The organism is Corticimicrobacter populi (genome assembly GCF_003123725.1).
In the GTDB taxonomy this organism is placed as follows: domain Bacteria; phylum Pseudomonadota; class Gammaproteobacteria; order Burkholderiales; family Burkholderiaceae_B; genus Corticimicrobacter; species Corticimicrobacter populi.
Genome location: NZ_QETA01000001.1, coordinates 827,715 through 850,251 on the forward strand (window position 1 = coordinate 827,715; position 22,537 = coordinate 850,251).

The window sequence follows — 22,537 nt, forward strand, 5'->3', positions numbered from 1 at the left end:
GGGGCCATCCTGGCACTGATCGTGTCAAAATAAGATATTCATTTCCAGAGACAAGCGAGCATCAATGAAACAGCTGACCGCCATCATCAAGCCCTTCAAACTCGACGAAGTCCGCGAGGCCCTGTCGGAGGTCGGCATCATGGGGCTGACCGTGACCGAGGTCAAGGGCTTTGGCCGGCAGAAAGGCCATACCGAGCTCTATCGCGGTGCCGAGTATGTGGTCGATTTTTTGCCCAAAATTCGCGTGGACGTGGTCATTCCCGACAGCATGGTCGATGGTGCCATCGAAGCCGTGTTGCGTGCGGCCCGCACGGGCAAGATCGGCGACGGCAAGATTTTTGTCACGCCAGTGGAGCAGGCGATCCGCATCCGTACCGGCGAGAGCGGCGACGACGCGCTCTGATACAGCAGTGATCTATAAAACAATTGAGTCGAGACACGCAGTATGGGTATCGACAGAAAATTCGTTTGAGACGATCAGGGCGAATTTCATCAAGAAAAAGGGCGGCTCCGGATTCGAGAAAGATTTCAGGATACGGAACCGCTTCGTGGATGAAGATCATGCTGTTTCCCTGTGGCTGCCTGAGGGAAATATGGCCGGCTTCGAGTACATGGTGGAAGATGTCCTGGCCGCATGTGAAAAACGCATGGGGCCCGCGCAGATTACATATATCTTTGCGCTGGAGGACTTTGACTACGATGCTGGCATACGGGAAAACGAAGTGCTGACATTCCTGGGAAACCTGAACTTGCGCTTCAGGATAAGGGACTGGGCGGCGGAAAGAAGTATGTGCCAAGGCGGCTGAAACAAATTCCAAACCGCTACTTTCGGATCTTCGACTGACAGCGTGTGTTATGCACTGTTTCAGGGCGTAAATCCTGATTGAAAAGCATTTGATTGTCGGGTGTGTCCGGTAAACTCTGGCGGTTTCCATTTCTTCAGGATCTGCCATGCCCATGTCTGCTGTTGTGCGGCGTTGCCTCGGGCCGGGAGTGCTGTCACTGTTGCTGGGCCAGGGGTGCCTCATGCAGGCGCAGGCGCAGCCATTGCCGGTTACACCCAATACGACCCATATCACTGTCGGACAACTTCTGATTGAAATGGCAGAGCCTTCGCAACCGCGCAGTGATGCCATCGATATGTATCTGCTGGGCATTTTTGACCAGACCGAAGGGACTGTCTGGTGCGACTACCGGCAATTCAAGATCGATACACTGCGTGATGCAGTCTATGGTCAATTGCGGGAGTTGCAGGGTGAAGCCCTGTCCCAGCGTGCCGCACCTGCCGTCAGTGCTGTACTGGCCCAGCGTTTTCCGTGCAGGGGTTGAGCGGCATGTCGTTTTTGTCTGTCTGTATGTACATACTGGCACAGCATCGGTTGCTGCTGATGTTTGCCCTGCCATTGGCATGCCTGGTGTTTGCAGTGCTACTGAATCTTTACCGAGGCAAGCGCTGGGGATATTTCCTGATTCCAACGGTCTTCACGTTGGCCATGATCAATATTTTCACAGGCCAGTGGGTCAATGCCGCTTTCCTGAACTGGTTCGGCACACCCGGTACGGCGATTATCGTGGACAAACGTGATGCCGGATGGCTGCTCAATGAACAGCGGGTCGATGAATATGATGTGTTGGTGCGCATGGCTGACGGAAGGGATGTGGTCGCGCAGTTCGACGACATGAGTGCATCCATCTGGCCACCTCGTAACCTGATCCTGATCCCGGCGCTCAATGACCCATTCGTCGTCAAGTATGTGCCCGGTTTTCCGCGCAACATCGTGATCATGAGCGACGAGTCAGCCTATGGCAAACGATGGTTGCTGAATGATGCACGTCGTCCTGTCGAGCGCGCGCGCAATCTGCATGAAGCCAGCCCTGACAATGCCATGTTTGCACAGGAGTATCGGCAGGCATTGCAGGATTTCCTGGCCGCGTACGGTGAAGTGCTGTCGGCTTCGGATCGTGAACAGTATGAAAAAAAGCTGGAGGCGATTGCCGCCCCGGCTCCATGAGCCCGGTTTGATGAGGTTAAGCCCGGATCGTAAAACGTAGAAAAAAGGAGGTTTTCATGGTGACGATATTGGCCTTGCTGGCTTCGCTGGTCACGCCGGCAGCGGATCTGCCCTGCACGTACCTTTCAAGATCGCAGCAGGAATTACACCAGGTGCAGGCCTGCGCATCTTTGGAAAATGGGCAACCTGTATTGAATTCCGCTGTTTTTGACGATCTGCTGTTTGATGAAAAAGAGGGCGGACTGGCCCAGATTCATGTGAACAAAGCCTGGCATTGGGTACGGCCGGATGGCCATATGCAAGCGGTTCTGACTTTCGATAATGGTGCTGATCCCTTCTCGGAGGGGCTGACGCGTGGGCCAGGCACGCAGGGTGTGGCGTACTTTGATCACAACCTGCAGCGGGTTCTGGATTTGCCGTATGCCTGGGGCATGCCGTTTCAGGACGGCCATGCGCTGGTGTGTGTGGATTGCGTGGAGTCAGTGTCGGCAGGCGAACACCGCGAACGGGTGGGCGATACCTGGGGGGTGATTGATCGGGCAGGCAAGGTAGTGGTGGCACCTGAATTGAGCTTGCAGGATGCGCTCAGCCGCCTTGATCTTTTGCCATGATGCTGGCGTGAGGCTGGCTCAGGTGCCCATGTCGTAGAACGTGACTTTCAATTGTTGTGTGAACGCGATGATCTGTTCCAGCCTGGAATCGGCTGATTTGGCTGCATGGCAGGCCGATTCCAGATTTTCTATGTTGCGTAACTGTTCCTGGCTCTGGTCATCCATTGAGTCGTAGGCTTCATGGGTACAAAGGCGAAACATGTCGAGCAGTCGCGTATCGAACACCTCGCTGTTGGACGACCTGAATTGGCCCGGGATATGACTTTTTGCGTCTTTCAATAAAAAACCTTGATACTGGTCGGCCTGATCCAGCAAAAGACACAGGCCATCAGCGACCTGTGTCGTATGGGAAACGGATGAGGCGTTTGAGGTGACTGTCAGGGTGTCGTCGCCAATGCTGTAGATGGCGTCGTGCTGCATGGCGACATCGTGGATGAAGTGTTCAAGGCAACTTGAGAGTGCCAGGTTTTCAAGGATGCCCGTATCGATTTCCGATCCGTTTGGCGAGACCTTGATCGTCGAGGGAACGGTCAGCATCAGGAAGGAAATCTCGTCTGTCGCCTTGTCTGCCAGCAGCCAGTCCAACGTGTCCATCGCGCTGAAATTGCTGCTGCCGACATGGTTGCCCATATCTGCTTCCAGTGCATACAGGTCTGTATATCGGCTTTTGAGAAAGACATTGAAGCCAGGCAAGTCCCAGAAAATTTTGTTTTTCATTTTGGATAACGTCTAGGCAACAATGCTGCTCAGGACAGGCTTTGGATGTGTACCGTGCCCACCTTGTGCGGACCTTCGTAAATATCGAAGGATGTCAAATTTGTGTCTTGGCGCATCCGGCATCAGGAACTCGACGGTTCCCGAGCTGAAATCATGACCTTCTACCGTTTCATGGCGGGAAAGCTGAAACACAACGCTCCAGGCATGATCCTGCCACTTCGAGTCATCGGAGAAGCGGGCGACTGAAAAGTACTTGCCAGCAGGAGGGGGGTGTTTCCTGCCGCCTGCATCAGTGCTTTGCCATTTTATTTTGATTGCTGGCATCTTTATGGCTTTGGGATCAAGGTCCAGAAACCCGCCAGGAAGCACTCGGCGACCACCAATCCCGCGCCCGCTCGCCAGAACACTGATCGTCGGGCCCACAGAGGTATTTCTCCGGGACGCCCCGGTTCCATTTTTGGCGAATCTGTACTCACTGCAACCCCATACAACCCGGATCGCCCATCCAGCCGGGCCACGGCAAAACCAGATCGGGTTACCGTCGGGTCGTGATAAAGCATGTCCGCCAGCGGCCGGTTCTTCAGTCGCCGCATGGCCTGCCAGATCCCCCTGGAATGTTGCAATGGGGTGCAGCTTCTGGCCGCCACGCATGGGACCCCATCAATACGCATCAATATTTCACGCACCCAGATAGGCGCACGTGGGTGAATCCCCAATGCACAGGCCTCTTCGGCAGGGGCAGGCTCCACGCATTCCCTCAGCACGCTCAACTCTACTGTGCCCAGTTGGCGCAGGCCGGCAGTCAGGGCACCGGGACGGCTCAGCCAGAGACGATGGGACCGGGGAAGGGAGGGGGCAGGGTGCGGACGCCACAGGTCGGCGAAAACAGGTGCATTCACGTTCTTCATGGGGTTACATTATCGCCCATGGAAAAAATCAGAGTATCGAAAATCCTGGCCGACCGGGGGCTGTGTTCCCGCCGCGAGGCCGATGCCTATATCGAGAAAGGGCTGGTCAAGGTCGATGGCGTGGTGGCGACGCTGGGCGAGCGCGCGCTGCCGACGCAGAAAATCGAGCTGGATACCCAGGCTCGGCGCACCCAGGCACGACAGGTCACCATTTTGCTGAACAAGCCAATCGGCTATGTGTCTGGGCAGGCCGAACATGGCTACAAGCCGGCCGTCACGTTGATCGTTCCGGAGAATCACTGGCGTGCCGACCCGGCCCACTGGCGCTTCGAACGTAGCCATCTGCGCGGGCTGGCGGCGGCGGGACGACTTGATATCGACTCACAGGGCCTGCTGGTACTGACGCAGGACGGTCGCATTGCCCGGCAACTGATCGGTGAGGACTCCACGACCGACAAAGAGTATCTTGTGCGTGTGCAGGGAAGGCTGTCGCCCGAAGGCCTGGCGCTGCTCAATCACGGTCTGTCGCTGGATGGCAAGGCGCTGCGCCCGGCGCAGGTGGCCTGGCAGAATCAGGATCAGTTGCGCTTTGTGCTGAGGGAGGGCAAGAAGCGCCAGATCCGGCGCATGTGCGAACTGGTTGGCTTGAAAGTGGTGGGGCTCAAGCGCATTCGCATCGGCAAAGTGATGCTGGGTGATCTGCCGCAGGGACAATGGCGTTACCTGCGGCCCGAAGAGTCCTTTATCTGATTTGTGCAGAAGAGGCGGCGCAGCAGCCCGCTCAGGCCTGTTGCACCGCCATGCTGTCAAGCGCGTCGGTCACGATGCCATCCACACCCCAGCGCGCCAGTGCTCGGGCCTGCTCGGGATCGTTGACGGTCCAGGCCACGGCGCGCAGGCCGGCTGCATGGATATCGGCAATTACGCGGGCGTCCAGCCACTGTGCATCGAGATGGATGGCGATGCATTCCAGCCGCGCGGCGCGCAGGCGCCAGTCTGCAGGCAGGTTTTCCAGCAGCAGGGCACGGGGCAGGGTGGGCGCTTCGGCGCGGGCAGCTTCCAGGGCTGCCTCGGCAAAGGACGACAGCAGCGGTGGCGGCGTGGCACCATCCCACAGCCGCAGCGCCTCGCGGGCAACCAGCGTGCCGGTTTCGGTTTCGCGGTCAGGGCAGGGCTTGATCTCGATGTTGCAGGCGATGCCATTGGCCAGATTGTGGCGCGCAATCCATTCGAGCAACGGTACCGGCTCGCCAGCGAATTCGCTGGCAAACCAGGCCCCCGCATCGAGTCGCGCCAGGTCGAGGTAGTCAACCTGAGCAGCCGGGCGTGCATCGCCTGTGGTGCGTGCCAGGGTGTCATCGTGCAGCAGGATCACATGGTTGTCCCGGCTGAGCTTGGCATCGAATTCCACCATGCAGTAGTCGAGGCGTGCAGCGGTGCGCATGGCCGCCAGGGTGTTTTCGGGGGCCAGGCGGCCGCCGCCGCGATGTGCTATCCAGAAGGGGTAGGGCCAATTAGGCAATGGTCTCATGGCGTGTTGATGATACACTCAGCGAAGTTTTTTTCTACCGGACCCAAGTCTCGAATCCATCCATGTTTGACATCATACGCAATCATCAGCGCTGGCTGCAGTTCATCCTGCTGATTCTGATTCTGCCGTCCTTCGTTTTCGTCGGCGTCCAAGGCTACACCACGTTTATTTCAAACGATGTCGAGCTGGTCAAGATGGGCCAGCAATCCATCACGCAGGCCGAGTTCGACCAGGCTCGTCGCGTCGAGCTGGATCGCTACATGAATCGGCTGGGCAACCAGTTTGATCCTGCCCTGATCGACACGCCGCAGATGCGCGAAGCCCTGCTCAATCGCATGATCGACCAGCGACTGGTGGCCATGCTGGCTGCAGATGCCAAGCTCAACGTGTCCGACGAAGCCCTGCGTCGCGAAATCGCATCGCTGCCGTTTGTGCAGGGCGACGATGGTCGTTTCTCGCCCGAACGCTACCGTGATGCGCTGGCCCAGCAAGGCATGACGCCGCAGGCCTTCGAAAACGGCATGCGCTCCACGCTGGCCCTGGCTCGTGTCCTGGACCCCGTCAACGCCAGCGCCGAGGTGCCGGCCGATGTAGCGAACCGTGTCGAGAAGGCCTACCGCGAACAGCGCAATGTGCAATTGCACAGGATCGCGGCAGCGGATTTCGTGGGCAGCAGCGAACCGACCGAAGCGCAGATCAAGGCCTGGTACGATGCCAATCAGGATGCTTTGCGCCAGCCCGAACAGGTTGCCATCGAATACCTGGTACTGGATGAGCCGGCCGCTACGCAGGGCGTGACGGTGACCGACCAGGACATCGCCGATTACTACGCTCAGAACAAGTCGCAGTTCACCCGTCCCGAGCGTCGTCGCGCCAGCCATATCCTGGTAACGCTGCCTTCGGGGGCTGATGAGGCGACCAAGGCCAAGGCGCGTGCCGAAGCCGATGCGCTGCTGCAGGAAGCTCGTGCCAATCCCGAGGGTTTTGCAGATATGGCCCGCAACCGTTCGCAGGATCCGGGTTCGGCCGGGCAGGGTGGCGACCTGGGCTGGATCGCACGCAATACTCTGTTCAACTCGGTCGAGGATGCGGTCTATGGGCTGCAGCCTGGCGAAATCTCCGGTGTGATCGAGAGCCCCTTCGGCTTTCATATCCTCCGTTTGACTCAATATGAGCCTGAGCAGGTCAAACCGCTGGAAGAGATCCGTGCCGAAATCGAGCAGGATATTCGCCAGCAGGTGGCGGCCCAGCGCTTTGCCGACATGGCGACCACGCTGACGCGTCTGATCTATGAGCAGCGTGACAGCCTGCAACCTGCTGCCGATGCGCTGCAACTGCAGATCCGCAAGGCAGATGGCATCGCCCGTACCGAATTGCTCGAAGGCAACACGGTGCCTGCCGCCGATCGTCCGCTGCTGGACAATCCGCGTGTGCGCCAGGCGCTGTTCAGCCAGGAAGTACTGCGTGAAGGCTCCAACTCCGGCCTGATCGAAATTTCTCCCGATACCATGGTGGTGGTACGCGTGGATGAACTCAAGCCCGAGCATGTTCCGGCTCTGGCAGAGGTGCAGGATCGCGTGCGTGCGACGCTGGTGCAGGAGCAGGCTGTCCAGGCGGCTCAGGCGCAGGCCCAGAAACTGCTGACCGAACTCAAGGAAGGCAAGGATCAGGCCGAAGTGTTTGGCGAGGCGATCGATATTACCCGCCAGGGTGGCCGTGATGCGTCTGGCAATGCGCTGCCGGGTACGGTGCTGCAGGCCGCCATGCTGGCTCCGGCGACCGATGTGCTGCCGGTCTATGCCAGCGTGCAGGACGGTGATGATCAGGTGCTGGTGCGCGTCAATGCCGTGGGCGAAGCGCTGATGTCGGACAACGATGTGGCGCTGCTCAAGAATGAATTGCGTGATGCCTGGTCGCAGGCCCAGGATCAGGCGCTGCTGCAGGCGCTGCGCAAGCAGTACCAGGTAGAAGTGCTGCCGGCAGCCAGCGATGCCATCGAAGGTCAGGACGACGATACGGTCTGACCTTCGGATCGCTGAAAAATGTCAATGCCCGGCCGGTGTCAGCAGAGAATGCAGCGCCGGCCAGACATTGTCCAGCAAGCGGGGTTGGGCTTCCCGGGTAGGATGAATACCGTCGTCCTGGAACCAGCGCCGTTCGGTGGCGATGCCATCAAGCAAAAATGGCACCAGTGCGGCATCGGTTTGCGTGGCAGTATCGCGAAACAGCTGCCGGAACTGGGCAGCATACTCCGGGCCGAAATTGGGCGGGATTTCCATGCCCACCACCACAACCTGTGCGCCTGCGGCCCGGGCCTGTTTGCTCATGGTCATGAGGTTATCGCGGGTGCTGTCCAGCGGCAGGCCGCGCAGGGCATCATTGGCACCCAGTTCCACGATCACGACTGCAGGCTGGTGGCGCTGCAGCAATGGCGGCAGCCTGTTGACCCCGGATTGTGTGGTGTCACCACTGATGCTGGCATTGACCACGCGATAGGCTGGAAAATCAGTCTGCAACCGTTCTTCGAGCAATGCCACCCAGCCGGTACCGCGCGCAATGCCATATTCGGCCGACAGGCTGTCGCCCACCACCAGAATGGTCGGCCCCGGCGCGGTCTGGGCGTGAGAAGCGGGCAACCAGGCCACGCATAGCAGCCAGATGGACATGATTCTTGACAGGAAACGCATGAATACTCCGAAAGACAGCAGTTGGGGCGAAACACAGCGTACAGCCAGCCAGCCAGTATTGCAGGTCTCTGCATTGCGGCGCACGATCCAGGAGGCAGGCCAGCCGCCGCTGGACATATTGGCAGATATTTCCTTCTCGGTAAACGCAGGTGAGTCTCTTGCCGTGACGGGCCGCTCAGGCTCCGGCAAGTCCACGCTGCTGGGGCTGATGGCCGGCCTGGATGTGGCGACGGCGGGTCGGATCACACTGGCCGGGCATGATCTGACGGGGATGGACGAGGAGGCCCGCGCCCGCTTGCGGGCACGCCATGTCGGCTTCGTTTTTCAGTCCTTTCAGCTCCTGCCCAACCTGACAGCGCTCGAAAATGTCATGCTGCCACTTGAATTGCTGGGACGATCAGCCCGAGGTGAGGCTGAAGCCATGCTGCAGCGCGTGGGCCTGGAACATCGCCTGAGTCATTATCCTTCCACGCTTTCGGGCGGCGAGCAGCAGCGTGTCTCGCTGGCACGCGCCTTTGTGGTGCAGCCCGATATTCTTTTCGCCGATGAGCCCACCGGCAGTCTCGACAGCGAGACCGGTGCCCGTGTGATCGACATGCTGTTCGCGCTCCAGGCCGAACGACACACCACGCTGGTGCTGGTCACCCACGATCTGGGATTGGCCCGACGTTGCGACCGGCAGCTGGTGCTGGAAGCCGGGAGGCAGGTACAGGGCTAGCCCGTGCATATCCTTGGCCTTGGCGCGTGTTTAACAAGGCATACCCTGCTAAAATCGGCCCGTCCATCACAGCAACAACCTCATGTCTTCTACCTGTTCCGATCATCTGGCCGCGCCCGACGCGACCGCCGGCCTGGATGCATGGCTGGGCTATCTTGAATCACTGCACCCAAAAGCCATCGAACTGGGGTTGGAGCGTGTCAAACAGGCCGCGCAGGCATTGCAACTCGACCTGCCATGCGTGCGCATCATCGTCGGTGGGACCAACGGCAAGGGCTCGACCTGTGCCATGCTCGAATCCATCCTGTTGTGCGCAGGCTATCGGGTCGGGCTCTATACCTCGCCGCACCTGCTGAACTTCAACGAACGCGCCCGCATCAATGGCGAGACGGTCAGCGATGCCGCCCTGATCGAACAGTTTCGTGCCGTTGAGGCCGCGCGCGGCGACATTTCGCTGACCTACTTCGAATTCACGACGCTGGCGATCCTGCGCCTGTTCGCGCAGTCCAATCTGGATGCCGTTGTGCTGGAAGTCGGTCTGGGTGGCCGTCTGGATGCCGTCAATATCATTGATGCCGACTGCGCCATCATCACCAGCGTCGATATCGATCATACCGACTGGCTGGGTTCGACCCGCGAAGCCATCGGACTGGAAAAGGCGCACATCTATCGACCTGGCCGGCCGGCAATCTGTGCCGACCCGGTTCCGCCGGATTCGCTGGTTGAGCATGCCGCAGCCATCGGAGCCGACCTGTGGCGCTTCGGGCACGATTTCAATTACTCGGGCGACCGGCAGCAATGGCGCTACGGTGGCCGTCAGCAACGCCGCAATGCGCTGGCCTATCCGGCGCTGCGCGGAGCCAATCAATTACTCAATGCCTCGGCTGCGCTGGCTGCACTGGAGTCCCTGCAGGATCGTCTGCCCGTACCTCAGCAGGCAGTGCGCCAGGGCTTGCTGCAGGCAGCACCGCCCGGACGCTTCCAGATCCTGCCGGGGCAGCCCCTGGTGATCCTGGACGTTGCCCACAATCCCCATGCTGCCGCCGTTCTGGCTGAAAACCTCGACAACATGGGGTTTCATCCCTATACCCATGCGGTGATCGGCATGCTGTCCGACAAGGATGCGCGTACCGTCCTGCAGCGCATGGACAAGCGGATCGACCACTGGCACTGCGCCACGCTGGGCGGGCCGCGTGGCATGCGCGGCGAAAAACTGGTGGAGATGCTTCAGGATGTGTCTCCTGCGACGCAATCAGGCAACACTGAGGATCATTCCGTTACCGCGCATGACGACGTGGCATCGGCCTGGGAAGCGGCTGTAAAAGCGGCTGGCGAGGGTGATAGAATCGTCGTGTTCGGTTCTTTCCTGACCGTGGCTGCCGTGCTCGAATTGCTGGGTCGCAAGGCGTAGGCCAGCATGCAGGTTCGGGTTTTACGGATGGCTGCGGCATCCAGCCAGTAAGGGATATACATGGGTTTTTTCAGTCGTCGAGGCGCAGCACCCGAGGATGGCCATGAGGGCACGCCCCGGCGTGTTCCGATGTCCAGCGAAGTGCAGGCCAATGAGTTGCGGATCAAGGCACGACGGCGCCTGATCGGCGCGGTTACGCTGGTACTGGCGGCCATTATCGTGCTGCCCATGGTGCTCGATTCCGAGCCCGTGCCCATTCCTGACGATATCATCGCGATTCCCGAGCGCGGCACCGGACTGCCACCCCTGGCAAGTGCCGGAACGGCTGCCACGGCAGGTCTTGGCATGCCTGAGCCGTCGGCCCAGAGCAATGCTGCAACGGCAAATCCCGATGCAAGTGCTGCAGCGGCACCGGTTCAGACTGCGCCGGCAACTGCCCAGCCCTCGACGCCGCCAGCGGCTGTGCCGGCACAGTCTGCCGCCGAGCCGCCCCGTACGCCCGCACAGAATTCGGCGACTGCCACACAGGCTCAGCAACCGGCGCGCACGACGCCGCCAACTACCAATGCGCCACCCGCTGCGGCTACGCAGCCCAGTACGCCGCCGGCTCGCAATACCGCACCGGCGGATGACCAGGAGGCCCTGGTTGCCTCGCTGCTGGAAGCGCGTGACCCCGATGCGGCAGCGGCACGTCTGGCGGCACAGCGCCGTGGTACGAGCCAGGCCGCTGCGCCTGCTGCCAGCCAGGAAAAGCTGGTGCTGCAGATCGCGGCCTATTCCACCGACGAGGATGCCCAGGCCCGGCGCCGCAATCTGTACGAGGCCGGCGTGACCAATGCCTTCGTGCAGCGCGTCATGGTCAATGGCAAACCGGCTTTCCGGCTGCGCGTGGGGCCATTCTCTTCCAGGGACGCGGCACAGGCGGCTCAGACCCGCCTGCGTACGCTGGGCTACAACAACAGTTTCATTACCGCACAGTGACCGGCTTCGATTTCGTCGCGCTGACCATTCTCATCGCCTCCAGCCTGCTGGGGGCCGTACGTGGCCTGGTCAAGGAAACCCTCTCGCTGGCTGCGTATGCGCTGGCGTTTGTGATGGCTATCCTGTGGGGGCCGATGGTCTATGACTGGCTTTCCAGTGTCATCGAATTCACGCTGCTGCGCATGGCGCTGGCCTATGGCAGTGTCTTCATTGTGGTACTTATCGTGGTCGGCTTGGTCAGCATGACCATCGGTGCGATCCTGCGCCAGACCGGACTGACGTCTACCGACCGTGGGCTGGGTGCGCTGTTCGGATTCCTGCGCGGTCTGCTGATCATCTTGGCATTGGTAGCCCTGGCGGGTTACACCCCCTTGCCGCAGGAACCCTGGTGGCGCGATTCGCTGTTTGCGGACAGCACCGTGCGGGCCATCCTGCATCTCAAAAACTGGCTACCGGCTTCGGTGGCTGACTGGCTGCCGTATCCGCAGCCAGTCGTACCTGCTCAAACAGAAATCTGAGGCGAATTTATCATGTGTGGAATTGTAGGCGTGGTTGGACGCGGTCCCGTGAACCAACTGCTGTACGATAGTCTGTTGCTGCTGCAGCATCGCGGTCAGGACGCGGCCGGCATTGCCACCGCCCACGGCAAGAATTTCAACATGTTCAAGGCGCACGGTCTGGTGCGCGACGTGTTTCGCACCCGCAATATGCGATCGCTGCCGGGCAACAGCGGGATCGGTCATGTGCGCTATCCCACAGCGGGTTCCAACAGTGTCGAAGAGGCTCAGCCTTTCTACGTCAACGCACCGTTCGGCATCACTTTCGCCCACAACGGCAACCTGACCAACTGGCGTGAACTGCGCGAATCGCTGTTTGCCGTCGATCAGCGCCATATCAACACCAATTCCGACTCCGAAGTGCTGCTTAATGTGCTGGCGCATGAGCTGCAGGAGTCGGTGCACGGCAAGACACTCGACGAGGATGCCATCTTCAATGCCGTGGCAGGCCTGCATCGTCGCGTGCGCGGTGCCTATGCAGTGGTAGCACAGATTGCGGGCTACGGCCTGCTGACTTTCCGCGATCCCAACGGTATCCGTCCGCTGTGTCTGGGCCGTCATGATACCGAGGCCGGTCCCGAGTGGATGGTGGCGTCGGAGTCCGTGGCGCTCGAAGGCAATGGCTTTGTGCTGCAGGGTGATGTTGCGCCCGGCGAAGCTGTCTTCATCAGTCTCGATGGCAAGGTGACGCGCCGTCAGTGCGCGGATCAGCCGCAACTGTCACCCTGCATTTTCGAGTATGTCTATTTTGCCCGTCCCGACTCGCTGATCGACAGCGTGTCGGTATACGGTTCCCGCCTGCGCATGGGCGAGCATCTGGCTGACAAGGTGGCGCGCAATATGCGCCTGGGTGACATCGATGTTGTGATGCCGATTCCCGACTCGTCGCGGCCGGCAGCCATGCAGTTGGCTTCCAGGCTCAACCTGAATTACCGCGAAGGCCTGATCAAGAACCGCTATGTCGGTCGCACTTTCATCATGCCGGGGCAGGCCGTCCGCAAAAAATCAGTGCGCCAGAAACTCAATGCCATCGGCGTGGAGTTCAAGGGCAAGAATGTGCTGCTGGTCGATGACTCCATCGTTCGCGGTACGACCAGCCGTGAAATTGTCGAAATGGCTCGTGATGCCGGTGCCAACAAGGTGTTCTTTGCCTCGGCTGCGCCGCCGGTGCGCTTCCCGAATGTATACGGCATCGACATGCCGGATCAGAAGGATCTGATCGCCACGGGTCGCAGTGACGAAGAGATCGCCCGTCAGATCGGGGTCGATGCGTTGATTTATCAGGATATTGCTTCGATGCAGCAGGCAGTGCGCGAAATCAATCCTGCCATCGACCGCTTTGATGCGTCCTGCTTCGACGGCGATTACGTCACGGGCGATATCACGGCCGAATACCTGAAGCGCCTGTCTACCGGTCGTACCCAGGACCTTGAAGACGAGGCCAGTGGCCTGCAGTTCAACATGGGCTACGCAGCCAACGATAACTGATCGAACAGGCGGGGCAGCGATCCAGTGGGTGCTGCCCTGCAATCTCGTTCATCAGGTGGAATGCTTCCGAACAAGTCCTGCAATTGCCAGTGCTGCCAGTACTGCATACAGGCTCAGGCTCCAGAGTGCATATTCCATTCCCAGGAATTCGACAGCGGCATCCATGCAACTGGCGTAGATGCCGAAGACACCAGGCATGCTTTCATCGAGCCCCGTCGCACGCATGATGCGGTCGGCTAGCGTCATGTCGCAGGTAAACAACTGCGAGGCCACGCTGTACTGGAACCAGGCTGAGGCAATGCCGGCACCGGACAGAACCAGGATGCCGCCGCAGGCCAGCCAGGGGCGGCCACCACGCTCCTTGCCAAATGCCCAGGCCAGTCCGGCCCACAATGCGATTCCCAGGTAGATCAGACGCTGCAGTACGCACCAGGCGCAGGGCAGCATGTCGAAGGCATGCTGCGAAATCAGCGCCGCGCCCACGGCGGCCAGGGACAGCAGGGAAATCAGCAGATAGATCGTTCGGTTTTGCAGCATGGTTATTCTCGTTATGACATGGATTCGGCAGACATGACGGTGCGCAGATCGCGTTCCAACTGCCGGCATTGTCTGGGGTTTTCGAAAGCGGCACCACTCAGGACGAAGACGTCCTCGACCCGATCGCCCAGCGTCATGATCTTGGCAGTATGCAGATTGAGTCCGTGTGCCCCGAAAATACGGGCGACGTCATGCAGCAGCCCGGGCCGATCCGCCGCAGTCAGCGACAGTCTCCACAATTGACCCTGCTCGTCCTGGTGAAGTTCCACTTGCGGTGCGATAGGGAAGGTGCGTGAGCGGCGCGACTGCGGTGGTCGGCGTTGCGATCCATCAGGCACACTGGCTGGCTGCGGTGCCGTGCCGACCAACTGTGCCAGTGTTTCACCCAGCCCCTGTTCGATCTCGGCTGCCAGCGCTTGTGGGGCGATCTCCTCATCCAGCGGCAGCACGATGAAGCTGTCCAGTGCCCAGCCATCGCGTGTCGTGTGGATGCGTGCATCGAGAATGCTCAGACGGCTGCGGTCCAGGTAGGCGCAAATACGTGCGAACAGGTCGGCCACGTCGCGGATCCAGACCAGAATTTGCAGCCCTTCGCCATGTTCGGTGGCTCGGGCCCGCACCACGGGGGTGTCGGCCAGCTTGCCACCGGCATGCAGTTGCTGGGCGTGCCATGACAGTTCGTCACTTTCGTGGCGCAGGAAATAACCGGTATCGAGCTTGTCCCAGAGCGTATCCCAGGTGTGTGCCGGCAGTCCGGTCTGCAGCAGCAGTTTTTCGGCTTCCTGGCGGCGCTTGTGCAGCATCGACGAGCGGTTATGGCGTGCGCCGCCCAGAATGGCCAGCGCTGCACGGTAAAGATCTTCGAGCAGTTTGCCTTTCCAGGCATTCCATACCTTGGGGCTGGTGCCCTGGATGTCGGCGACTGTCAGCAGGTAAAGCGCCTGCAACTGGCGCTTGGTCTTGACCAGGGCCGCAAAGCGGTGGATCACGTCCGGGTCGGAAAGGTCCTGCTTTTGTGCCACGTTGGACATGCTCAGATGCTGGCGGACCAGGAATTCGACCAGCTCTGCATCGGCGGGGGCCAGGCCGAACTCGCGTGCGAAGCGCTTGATCTCGCGCGCACCCAGTTCGGAGTGATCACCGCCACGCCCCTTCGCAATGTCATGAAACAGGGCGGCGACATAGAGCAGCCAGTGACGACTGAAGTCATTGATCAGCTGGCTGGCCAGCGGATGTTCGGGGGCATGTTCCGGCATGGTGAAACGGCGCAGATTGCGAATCACCATCAGCGTATGCTGGTCCACGGTATAGACGTGAAACAGGTCATGCTGCATCTGCCCGACGATCCGGCGAAAGGCCGGAATGAAGCGGGGCAGAATGTTGAGCATGGTCATATCGCGCAGTGCATGCACGATGCCACGAGGCTGCTGCAGGATCTGCAGGAAAATCTTCTTGTGGATCGGATTGCTGCGGAACTGCGCGTCAATCCGGTCACGGTTGTGCCAGAGGGCGCGCAAGGTACGGGCCGACATGCCCTGCAGTTCGGGGTGCTGCTGCATCACAAGAAAGGCTCGCAGCAGCAGCGCGGGCTTGCGCTCGAAGGCATCATCGCGGCAGATGTCGAGTCGCTGGTGCACGCTGCAGAAACTGTCGTCGATGGGGATGGCGGGTTCGTCCGGACGCGGAAACAGCCGTTCTTCGATGTTCTGCACCAGGATGGTATTGAGTTGCGTGACCAGTCTGGCTGCCCAGTAGTAACGCTGCATCAGCAGTTCACTGGCGCGACGTGTGGGGCTGGGCTCGATGCCATAGACGGTGGCCAGCTGACTTTGCCAGTCGAACAGGATGCGATCCTCGCGTCGGCGGGCCAGCAGATGCAGTTCGATGCGCAGCCGCTTGAAGGCCTGCTCGGCCCGGTTCAGGTCGCGGGCTTCTTGGGGCGTGAGCAGGCCAGCCCGGGCGATGGCCCGCCAGTTATCGCCGAATCCGGCGGCGCGAGCCATCCAGAGAATGACCTGCAAGTCGCGCAGGCCGCCGGGGGATTCCTTGCAATTGGGTTCGAGCGAGTAGGGTGTATCGCGAAAACGGCTGTGGCGTTGCCGCATTTCGGCACGCTTGGCGAGGAAAAAGGCCGGAGCATCCAGATGTTGGTGTATCTGTTGGCTGAAATCGCGCATCAGATTGCGGCTGCCGGCGATCCAGCGTGATTCGAGCAGGGCGGTTTCAACCGTGATGTCGCCACGTGCCTCGCTGATGCACTCATCAATGGTTCGCACGCTGTGGCCGGGTTCCAGACCGATGTCCCACATGGCGGTCAGGAATTCGCCGATGGCGGTTTCCGCCTGTGCGTCCGGTGCCCTGGGCAGGAGAATCAGTATGTCGATATCCGAGTACGGATACAGTTCGCCACGGCCGTAGCCGCCGAGGGCCGCGAGTGTCGAGCCGGCGGGCAGGGGGTGAATCTGGAGCAGGCCGCGCAGGGTCTGGTCAACGATGCGGCAGAGGCTGCGCAGCAGCACATTGGGCTGGCGCTGCTGGCGGAAGACTTCGATGGCGGCTGCCCGGCTGTCCTGCAGCGCCTTGCGCAGGTCCGACAGGGGCAGGGAAAGGTGGGAGGGGGTCTGCATGTCGGCTCCTGGGAGAGAGAGTGGCCGTCAGGCGCCTGTTTTCTGAATGAAGGCCGGCGGGGGCAGCATGCCGGGCGAAACGGTCAGGACTTCGTAGCCGGTTGCGGTGACCAGCACGCAGTGCTCCCATTGCGCCGACAGGCTGTGGTCGCGGGTCACGATGGTCCAGCCGTCGGCCAGTTGGCGCAGTTCGCGGCGACCGGCGTTGATCATTGGCTCGATGGTGAAGATCATGCCTTCCTGCAGGCGTACACCGGTACCCGGCTTGCCGTAGTGCAGTACCTGCGGATCTTCGTGGAACTGGCGGCCCACGCCGTGACCGCAGAATTCGCGAACCACTGAAAAGCCCTGGGCCTCGGCATGCTGCTGGATGGCGTGACCGATATCGCCCAGCGTGGCCCCCGGACGCACCTGCTGAATACCCAGCCACATGCAGTCATAGGTCGTCTCGACCAGACGCTTGCACAGGATGGACGGTTCGCCGATATAGAACATGCGGCTGGTGTCGCCGAACCAGCCATCCTTGATGACGGTCACGTCGATGTTCAGACTGTCGCCTTTTTTGAGTTTCTTGTCGTTGGGAATGCCGTGGCATATCTGGTGGTTGACCGAGATGCAGACGTGGCCGGGATAGGGGGTGTGTCCAGGCGGGGCATAGCCGATGGTGGCCGATTTGACCTTGAGCACGTCCGTCATATAGGCGCGGCACAGTTCGTTCAGCTCCAGCGTGGTGACGCCGGGCTGTACGAAGGGCGCAATATAGTCAAGAACCTGGGCGGCAGCCTGGCAGGCGGCACGCATTTGGTCGAGTTCGGCGGAATCGGTAACCAGAGACATAATGGACTTGAGTGTTTCTGAAAGAAGATAGTAGAATTATAGTCTTGCCTGCGAAAGCATGCTTTTGTGGGTAAAGTGCAGTCGATCAGAGAAAGGCTGCAGATAGTGTCGCCGCGATCTTGCGGCAAATAGCGCAGCACACCAACCAGGGTGTCGCAGGCTGATCTTGTGTCAGGCTTGTCGATACGGGTGTGTTGCAGGACCCAACCCTCGGAGAACATTATGTCCGTGTCCATGCGTGAAATGCTCGAAGCCGGTGTCCATTTCGGCCACCAGACCCGTTACTGGAATCCCAAGATGGCTCAGTACATCTTCGGTCAGCGTAACAAGATCCACATCATCAACCTCGAACAGACGGTTGCCAAGTTCCAGGAAGCCACCAAGTTCATCCAGCAGATCGCTGCCAAGGGTGGCTCGGTGCTGATCGTCGGTACCAAGCGCGCTGCTCGCGACATCGTCGCCGAAGAAGCCCAGCGTGCAGGCGTGCCTTATGTCGACAGCCGCTGGCTGGGTGGCATGCTGACCAACTTCAAGACGGTCAAGACCTCGATCAAGCGCCTGAAAGACATGGAAGCGCTGCAGGAAGAAGGCGGCACCGAGCGCATGAGCAAGAAAGAAGCGCTCCTGTTCCAGCGCGAACTCGAAAAGCTGAACAAGTCGATCGGCGGCATCAAGGATATGACCACGCTGCCTGACGCCATCTTCGTCATCGACGTCGGTTACCACAAGATCGCCGTGGCCGAAGCCCGTACGCTGGGTATCCCGGTCGTCGCCGTGGTCGATACCAACCACTCGCCCGACGGCGTGGCCCATGTCATTCCCGGCAACGACGACTCGGCACGTGCCATCGCCCTGTATGCCCGTGGCGTGGCTGATGCCATCATCGCCGGCCGTGAACAGGCTGTGCAGGGTCTGGTCGAAGAACTCGCCGACGACGGCGCTGAAGAGTTCGTCGAAGTGAGCCAGGAAGAAGCCTGAGCCCCTGCAGGGTATTCTGGTTGCTGAATGTCGAGCCGGTAACCAAACAGGTGCACCGGCTCGTTTCGTGTCGGGTGGGTGCAACATGCATCTGCCCGGCCCCCTGATTGTCCGGCACTGCCCTGGTGCGGTGCCTCAACGTATATGGAGTCAACATGGCTGAAATTACCGCCGCAATGGTCAAGACGCTGCGCGAGAAAACCGATGCGCCCATGATGGAGTGCAAGAAGGCCCTGACCGAAGCCGAAGGCGATATGGCCCGTGCCGAAGAACTGCTGCGCGTCAAGCTGGGCAGCAAGGCCAGCAAGGCTGCCGCCCGCGTGACCGCAGAAGGCCTGGTTGGCCTGTACATCGCTGACGACGCCAAGCTGGGTGCTGTCATCGAAATCAATTGCGAAACCGACTTCGTCGCGAAGAACGACGACTTCGTCAAGTTCGTCGCCGACATCGCCCGTCTGGTGGCCGACAAGAACCCGGCCGACGTGGCTGCCCTGTCGGCGCTGCCGTTCGAAGAAGGCACGGTTGACTCGGTGCGTTCGGGCCTGATCGGCAAGATCGGTGAGAACATCACCATCCGCCGCTTCCAGCGCATCGAAACGGCCAACAAGCTGGCCAGCTACGTGCACGGTGGCCGCATTGGCGTGCTGGTCGAGTACGCCGGTGCCGACGAAGTGGGCAAGGATCTGGCCATGCACATCGCCGCGACCCGTCCCAAGGCGCTTGACGCCGCTGGTGTGCCTGCTGCCGATATCGCCACCGAGCGTTCTGTGGCCGAACAGAAGGCTGCCGAATCCGGCAAGCCGGCAGAAATCGTCGCCAAGATGGTCGAGGGTTCGGTGCAGAAGTTCCTGAAGGAAGTGACCCTGCTGTCGCAACCCTTCGTCAAGAATGACAAGCAGACCGTCGAGCAGATGCTCAAGGAAAAGTCGGCCTCGATCACGACCTTCGTGCTTTACGTCGTGGGCGAAGGCATCGAGAAGCGTGTTGACGACTTCGCTGCCGAAGTGGCTGCCGCCCAGGCTGCCGCTCAGTAATACCGTGCTGCTTCGCGCCGGCCTGTGGGCCGGCGCGAAAGTCTTGCGCGGCATGGGCCGCCCTGGAGGCGGCCCATTCTTTTATCGTACTTTTGTTTTAAACTCCCAAGCTGGATGGTTCCTGCGAGCAAGCACATGACAACCCGAGCATATAAACGCGTCCTTCTCAAGCTGTCCGGCGAGGCCCTGATGGGCGAGGACGCCTTCGGCATCAATCGCGCCACCATCCTGCGCATGACCGAAGAAGTCGCAGAAGTCGCCAGCCAGGGTACCGAACTGGCCATCGTGATTGGCGGCGGCAACATTTTCCGCGGCGTGGCACCCGGTGCCCAGGGCATGGATCGCGCCACCGCCGACTATATGGGCATGATGGCCACCGTGATGAATGCGCTGGCCCTGCAGGATGCCCTCAAGCACCGCCAGATCGATACCCGCGTGCAGTCCGCACTCAACATCGACCAGGTGGTCGAACCCTATATCCGTCCCAAGGCTCTGCGCTACCTCGAAGAAGGCAAGGTCGTGATTTTTGCGGCCGGGACAGGTAATCCGTTTTTCACCACGGATACGGCAGCCGCCCTGCGCGGTGCCGAGATCGGTGCAGAGGTCGTCCTCAAAGCGACCAAGGTCGATGGCATCTACAGTGCCGATCCCAACAAGGATCCCACGGCAACCCGCTACAGCCGCATCAGCTTCGACGAGGCCATCGTGCGTCGCCTGGAAGTCATGGATGCCACGGCGTTTGCCTTGTGCCGCGACCAGAAGCTGCCGATCAAGGTGTTCTCCATCAACAAGCCAGGAGCTCTCAAACGCGTCATCGGTGGCGAGGACGAGGGCACGCTGGTACATGTCTGACAGCTGACAAGGAATTCGCAATGAGTGTCGCAGAGATCAAGCAATCGGCCGAAAGCCGCATGACCAAGACCCTGGAAGCCCTCAAGACGGATCTGGCCAAGATCCGTACGGGGCGCGCCCATACCGGCATTCTGGATCACGTCACGGTCGAGTACTACGGCTCTCCGGTGCCGATCAGCCAGGTGGCCAATGTCAATCTGGTGGATGCTCGCAACCTGAGTGTGCAGCCTTGGGAAAAGAACATGGCAGGCCCCATCGAAAAGGCCATCCGTGAGTCCGACCTCGGCCTTAACCCGGTGCCGATGGGCGATACCATTCGCGTGCCGATGCCTGCCCTGACCGAAGAGCGTCGTCGTGACCTCACCAAGGTGGTCAAGTCCACCGGCGAGGACGCCAAGATCGCCGTGCGCAATCTGCGTCGCGACAGCAACGAAGCCTTCAAGAAACTGGTCAAGGACAAGGATATCTCCGAAGACGACGAGCGTCGTGCCCAGGACGACATCCAGAAGCTGACCGACCGTTTCGTGCAGGAAGTCGACAAGCTGGTCGCCCAGAAAGACGCTGAAATCATGACCGTCTGAGCGACGGTCGGTGTCGAACGCCATGGTCCAGAGTTCAACGCTGGCAATTCCCGACACCGGCAAGGTGCCAGGTCATGTCGCCATCATCATGGATGGCAATGGTCGCTGGGCGGTCGCCCGGCATCTGCCGCGCACGGCAGGTCATGCCAAGGGCGTGCAGGCCGTGCGCCGTATCGTCGAAGCCTGCGGACGGCAGGGCGTGCAGCATCTCACGTTGTTCGCCTTCAGTTCCGAAAACTGGCGCCGGCCGATCGAGGAAGTCACGCTGTTGATGCGCCTCTTCATGCAGGCGCTGGATCGCGAAGTCGGGCGCCTGCACGAGCAGGGGGTCTGCCTGCATGTAATCGGCGACCTCAGTGCCTTCGACGCCTCGTTGCGTCAGCGCATAGCAGCGGCCGAGAACCTCACGCGCGACAATACGCGCATGCATCTCACCATCGCAGCCAATTATGGTGGTCGCTGGGACATTCTCAATGCCATGCGCACTGTGCTGGCAGAGCGCCCGGAGCTGGCTGCCGATCCTTCGCTGCTGGATGAGGCTGCCTTGTTGCCACATTTGGCGATGCCCTGGGCACCGGAACCCGACCTGTTCATCCGTACAGGTGGCGAGCAGCGCATTTCCAATTTCATGATCTGGCAACTGGCCTATACCGAGCTGTATTTCACGGATGCCTACTGGCCAGATTTTGATCGTGATGAATTGCAGCGCGCCTTCGACTGGTATGCGTCGCGTGAACGACGGTTTGGCCGTACCAGTGCACAATTGAAACATTCTCCCTGAGGCTTTCATGCTGCGAGAACGAGTCATTACCGCCATCATTCTGCTTGCCATCGTGGCAGCCGTGCTGGCGGCTCCGGGCACGCTGGCATTGGCGGCCTTCATTCTGCTGACCATCGGCTGCGCCCTGTGGGAATGGCTGCGCCTGACCGGCCTGACAACGTATCCTCGACCCGCCTATTACAGTGTGCCGCTGGGCATGCTGGCGGTGCCCGTGCTGACCTTTGCGGGCTGCGCCCTGTACTTCATGTACAGCCGTCATGGAGCGATCTATCTGCTGTCCGTGCTGGCGCTGGTATGGATCGCCGATATCGGTGCCTATTTCGCCGGCAAGGCGTTCGGTCGGCACAAGCTGGCTCCCTCCATCAGCCCCGGAAAAACACGCGAGGGTGCAGTGGCAGGTATTGCCGCTGCCGTGCTGTGGGTGTTGCTGACGGCGCTCTGGAGTCAGGAAACCTTTGGCGCAGCGCTGGTGGCACGTTTCGGGGTCACCCTGACTATCGTACTGGCCGTCGTGCTGGCGGCCCTGTCGATTGCCGGCGATCTGTTCGAGTCCTGGCTCAAGCGGCGTGCCGGAGCCAAGGATTCCAGCCGGCTGCTGCCCGGGCATGGCGGCGTGCTGGATCGTATCGATGCCATTCTGCCGGTCGCACCGCTGGCATGGGTGCTGAGCATCTGGAGTCATTGAGCAG

General features: G+C 60.4%; 25 protein-coding genes. 18 read left to right on the forward strand and 7 right to left on the reverse strand.

Annotated features, from left to right (window positions below; all coding sequences use genetic code 11):
- Positions 1-64 precede the first annotated feature (64 nt).
- The 5 genes from DD235_RS03945 (at position 65) to DD235_RS03965 (ending at position 2,623) form a co-directional block, all read left to right on the forward strand.
- Positions 65-403, forward strand: a complete 339-nt coding sequence (locus DD235_RS03945; RefSeq protein WP_109060705.1) for a P-II family nitrogen regulator — start codon at positions 65-67, stop codon at positions 401-403.
- A gap of 7 nt (positions 404-410) precedes the next feature.
- Positions 411-806 (forward strand): hypothetical protein, encoded by a 396-nt coding sequence (locus tag DD235_RS03950; protein WP_109060706.1) that lies wholly within the window; start codon positions 411-413, stop codon positions 804-806.
- 145 nt (positions 807-951) lie between these two features.
- Positions 952-1,329 (forward strand): Rap1a/Tai family immunity protein, encoded by a 378-nt coding sequence (locus DD235_RS03955; RefSeq protein WP_109060707.1) that lies wholly within the window; start codon positions 952-954, stop codon positions 1,327-1,329.
- Between the two features lie 5 nt (positions 1,330-1,334).
- Complete coding sequence (locus tag DD235_RS03960; protein WP_146193418.1) at positions 1,335-2,012, forward strand: hypothetical protein; 678 nt, start codon at positions 1,335-1,337, stop codon at positions 2,010-2,012.
- A 74-nt stretch (positions 2,013-2,086) separates the two neighbouring features.
- The gene (locus DD235_RS03965; RefSeq protein WP_146193420.1) at positions 2,087-2,623 is read left to right on the forward strand and encodes a WG repeat-containing protein; all 537 of its coding nucleotides are present in this window, start codon (positions 2,087-2,089) and stop codon (positions 2,621-2,623) included.
- Positions 2,624-2,641: 18 nt separating this feature from the next.
- On the opposite strand, the gene DD235_RS03970 is transcribed toward DD235_RS03965, so the two are convergent.
- On the reverse strand, positions 2,642-3,340 hold the full coding sequence (locus tag DD235_RS03970; RefSeq protein ID WP_109060710.1) for a hypothetical protein: 699 nt from the start codon (positions 3,338-3,340) through the stop codon (positions 2,642-2,644).
- A gap of 326 nt (positions 3,341-3,666) precedes the next feature.
- Entirely contained in the window at positions 3,667-4,239 is a 573-nt protein-coding gene (locus DD235_RS03980) for a chorismate--pyruvate lyase family protein (protein WP_420810442.1), read from the reverse strand.
- Positions 4,240-4,266: 27 nt separating this feature from the next.
- Here DD235_RS03980 and DD235_RS03985 point away from each other — a divergent pair, with 27 nt between their 5' ends.
- Positions 4,267-4,998 (forward strand): pseudouridine synthase, encoded by a 732-nt coding sequence (locus tag DD235_RS03985; RefSeq protein ID WP_109060712.1) that lies wholly within the window; start codon positions 4,267-4,269, stop codon positions 4,996-4,998.
- A 31-nt stretch (positions 4,999-5,029) separates the two neighbouring features.
- Here the strand turns inward: DD235_RS03985 and ugpQ are convergent, their stop codons facing one another.
- Positions 5,030-5,779, reverse strand: coding sequence for a glycerophosphodiester phosphodiesterase (gene ugpQ, locus DD235_RS03990; protein ID WP_109060713.1), 750 nt, complete (start codon positions 5,777-5,779; stop codon positions 5,030-5,032).
- Positions 5,780-5,841: 62 nt separating this feature from the next.
- On the opposite strand from ugpQ, the gene DD235_RS03995 reads away from it, so the two are divergent.
- A complete protein-coding gene (locus DD235_RS03995) occupies positions 5,842-7,803 on the forward strand; it encodes a SurA N-terminal domain-containing protein (RefSeq protein ID WP_109060714.1) in 1,962 nt (653 codons plus the stop codon).
- 21 nt (positions 7,804-7,824) lie between these two features.
- On the opposite strand, the gene DD235_RS04000 is transcribed toward DD235_RS03995, so the two are convergent.
- Entirely contained in the window at positions 7,825-8,466 is a 642-nt protein-coding gene (locus tag DD235_RS04000) for an arylesterase (protein ID WP_109060715.1), read from the reverse strand.
- Between DD235_RS04000 and DD235_RS04005 the strand changes: the two genes are divergently transcribed.
- The 5 genes from DD235_RS04005 to purF all read left to right on the forward strand — a co-directional run bounded on the left by DD235_RS04005 (position 8,465) and on the right by purF (position 13,621).
- Positions 8,465-9,184, forward strand: a complete 720-nt coding sequence (locus DD235_RS04005) for an ABC transporter ATP-binding protein (RefSeq protein WP_109060716.1) — start codon at positions 8,465-8,467, stop codon at positions 9,182-9,184. The two genes, DD235_RS04000 and DD235_RS04005, sit on opposite strands and share 2 nt — an antisense overlap.
- An 82-nt stretch (positions 9,185-9,266) precedes the next feature.
- Complete coding sequence (folC, locus tag DD235_RS04010; RefSeq protein ID WP_109060717.1) at positions 9,267-10,595, forward strand: bifunctional tetrahydrofolate synthase/dihydrofolate synthase; 1,329 nt, start codon at positions 9,267-9,269, stop codon at positions 10,593-10,595.
- A 60-nt stretch (positions 10,596-10,655) separates the two neighbouring features.
- A complete protein-coding gene (locus DD235_RS04015; RefSeq protein ID WP_109060718.1) occupies positions 10,656-11,576 on the forward strand; it encodes an SPOR domain-containing protein in 921 nt (306 codons plus the stop codon).
- Positions 11,573-12,094: a CvpA family protein gene (locus tag DD235_RS04020; protein WP_109060719.1), complete on the forward strand. Its 522-nt coding sequence runs from the start codon at positions 11,573-11,575 to the stop codon at positions 12,092-12,094. Before DD235_RS04015 ends, DD235_RS04020 begins: the two co-directional genes overlap by 4 nt.
- A 12-nt stretch (positions 12,095-12,106) precedes the next feature.
- Positions 12,107-13,621, forward strand: coding sequence for an amidophosphoribosyltransferase (gene purF / locus DD235_RS04025; RefSeq protein WP_109060720.1), 1,515 nt, complete (start codon positions 12,107-12,109; stop codon positions 13,619-13,621).
- A gap of 51 nt (positions 13,622-13,672) precedes the next feature.
- Here the strand turns inward: purF and DD235_RS04030 are convergent, their stop codons facing one another.
- Genes DD235_RS04030 through map form a run of 3 tightly spaced genes read right to left on the reverse strand, consistent with a single transcriptional unit; the run spans position 13,673 to position 17,622 of the window.
- On the reverse strand, positions 13,673-14,164 hold the full coding sequence (locus DD235_RS04030) for a disulfide bond formation protein B (RefSeq protein ID WP_162300416.1): 492 nt from the start codon (positions 14,162-14,164) through the stop codon (positions 13,673-13,675).
- A 5-nt stretch (positions 14,165-14,169) separates the two neighbouring features.
- Complete coding sequence (locus DD235_RS04035) at positions 14,170-16,785, reverse strand: [protein-PII] uridylyltransferase (RefSeq protein WP_109060722.1); 2,616 nt, start codon at positions 16,783-16,785, stop codon at positions 14,170-14,172.
- Positions 16,786-16,812: 27 nt separating this feature from the next.
- A complete protein-coding gene (gene map / locus DD235_RS04040; RefSeq protein WP_109060723.1) occupies positions 16,813-17,622 on the reverse strand; it encodes a type I methionyl aminopeptidase in 810 nt (269 codons plus the stop codon).
- Positions 17,623-17,844: 222 nt separating this feature from the next.
- Here map and rpsB point away from each other — a divergent pair, with 222 nt between their 5' ends.
- The 6 genes from rpsB to DD235_RS04070 all read left to right on the forward strand — a co-directional run bounded on the left by rpsB (position 17,845) and on the right by DD235_RS04070 (position 22,533).
- Positions 17,845-18,600 carry a 30S ribosomal protein S2 gene (gene rpsB / locus DD235_RS04045; protein WP_109060724.1) on the forward strand — a complete coding sequence of 252 codons (756 nt, stop codon included), beginning with the start codon at positions 17,845-17,847 and terminating at the stop codon, positions 18,598-18,600.
- A gap of 155 nt (positions 18,601-18,755) precedes the next feature.
- Positions 18,756-19,634 (forward strand): translation elongation factor Ts, encoded by an 879-nt coding sequence (gene tsf / locus DD235_RS04050; RefSeq protein WP_109060725.1) that lies wholly within the window; start codon positions 18,756-18,758, stop codon positions 19,632-19,634.
- 135 nt (positions 19,635-19,769) lie between these two features.
- Complete coding sequence (gene pyrH / locus DD235_RS04055; RefSeq protein WP_109060726.1) at positions 19,770-20,486, forward strand: UMP kinase; 717 nt, start codon at positions 19,770-19,772, stop codon at positions 20,484-20,486.
- A 20-nt stretch (positions 20,487-20,506) separates the two neighbouring features.
- Entirely contained in the window at positions 20,507-21,067 is a 561-nt protein-coding gene (gene frr, locus DD235_RS04060; protein ID WP_109060727.1) for a ribosome recycling factor, read from the forward strand.
- 22 nt (positions 21,068-21,089) lie between these two features.
- Complete coding sequence (gene uppS, locus DD235_RS04065) at positions 21,090-21,848, forward strand: polyprenyl diphosphate synthase (RefSeq protein WP_109060728.1); 759 nt, start codon at positions 21,090-21,092, stop codon at positions 21,846-21,848.
- Between the two features lie 7 nt (positions 21,849-21,855).
- A complete protein-coding gene (locus DD235_RS04070; RefSeq protein WP_109060729.1) occupies positions 21,856-22,533 on the forward strand; it encodes a phosphatidate cytidylyltransferase in 678 nt (225 codons plus the stop codon).
- The last annotated feature ends 4 nt before the right edge of the window (positions 22,534-22,537 follow it).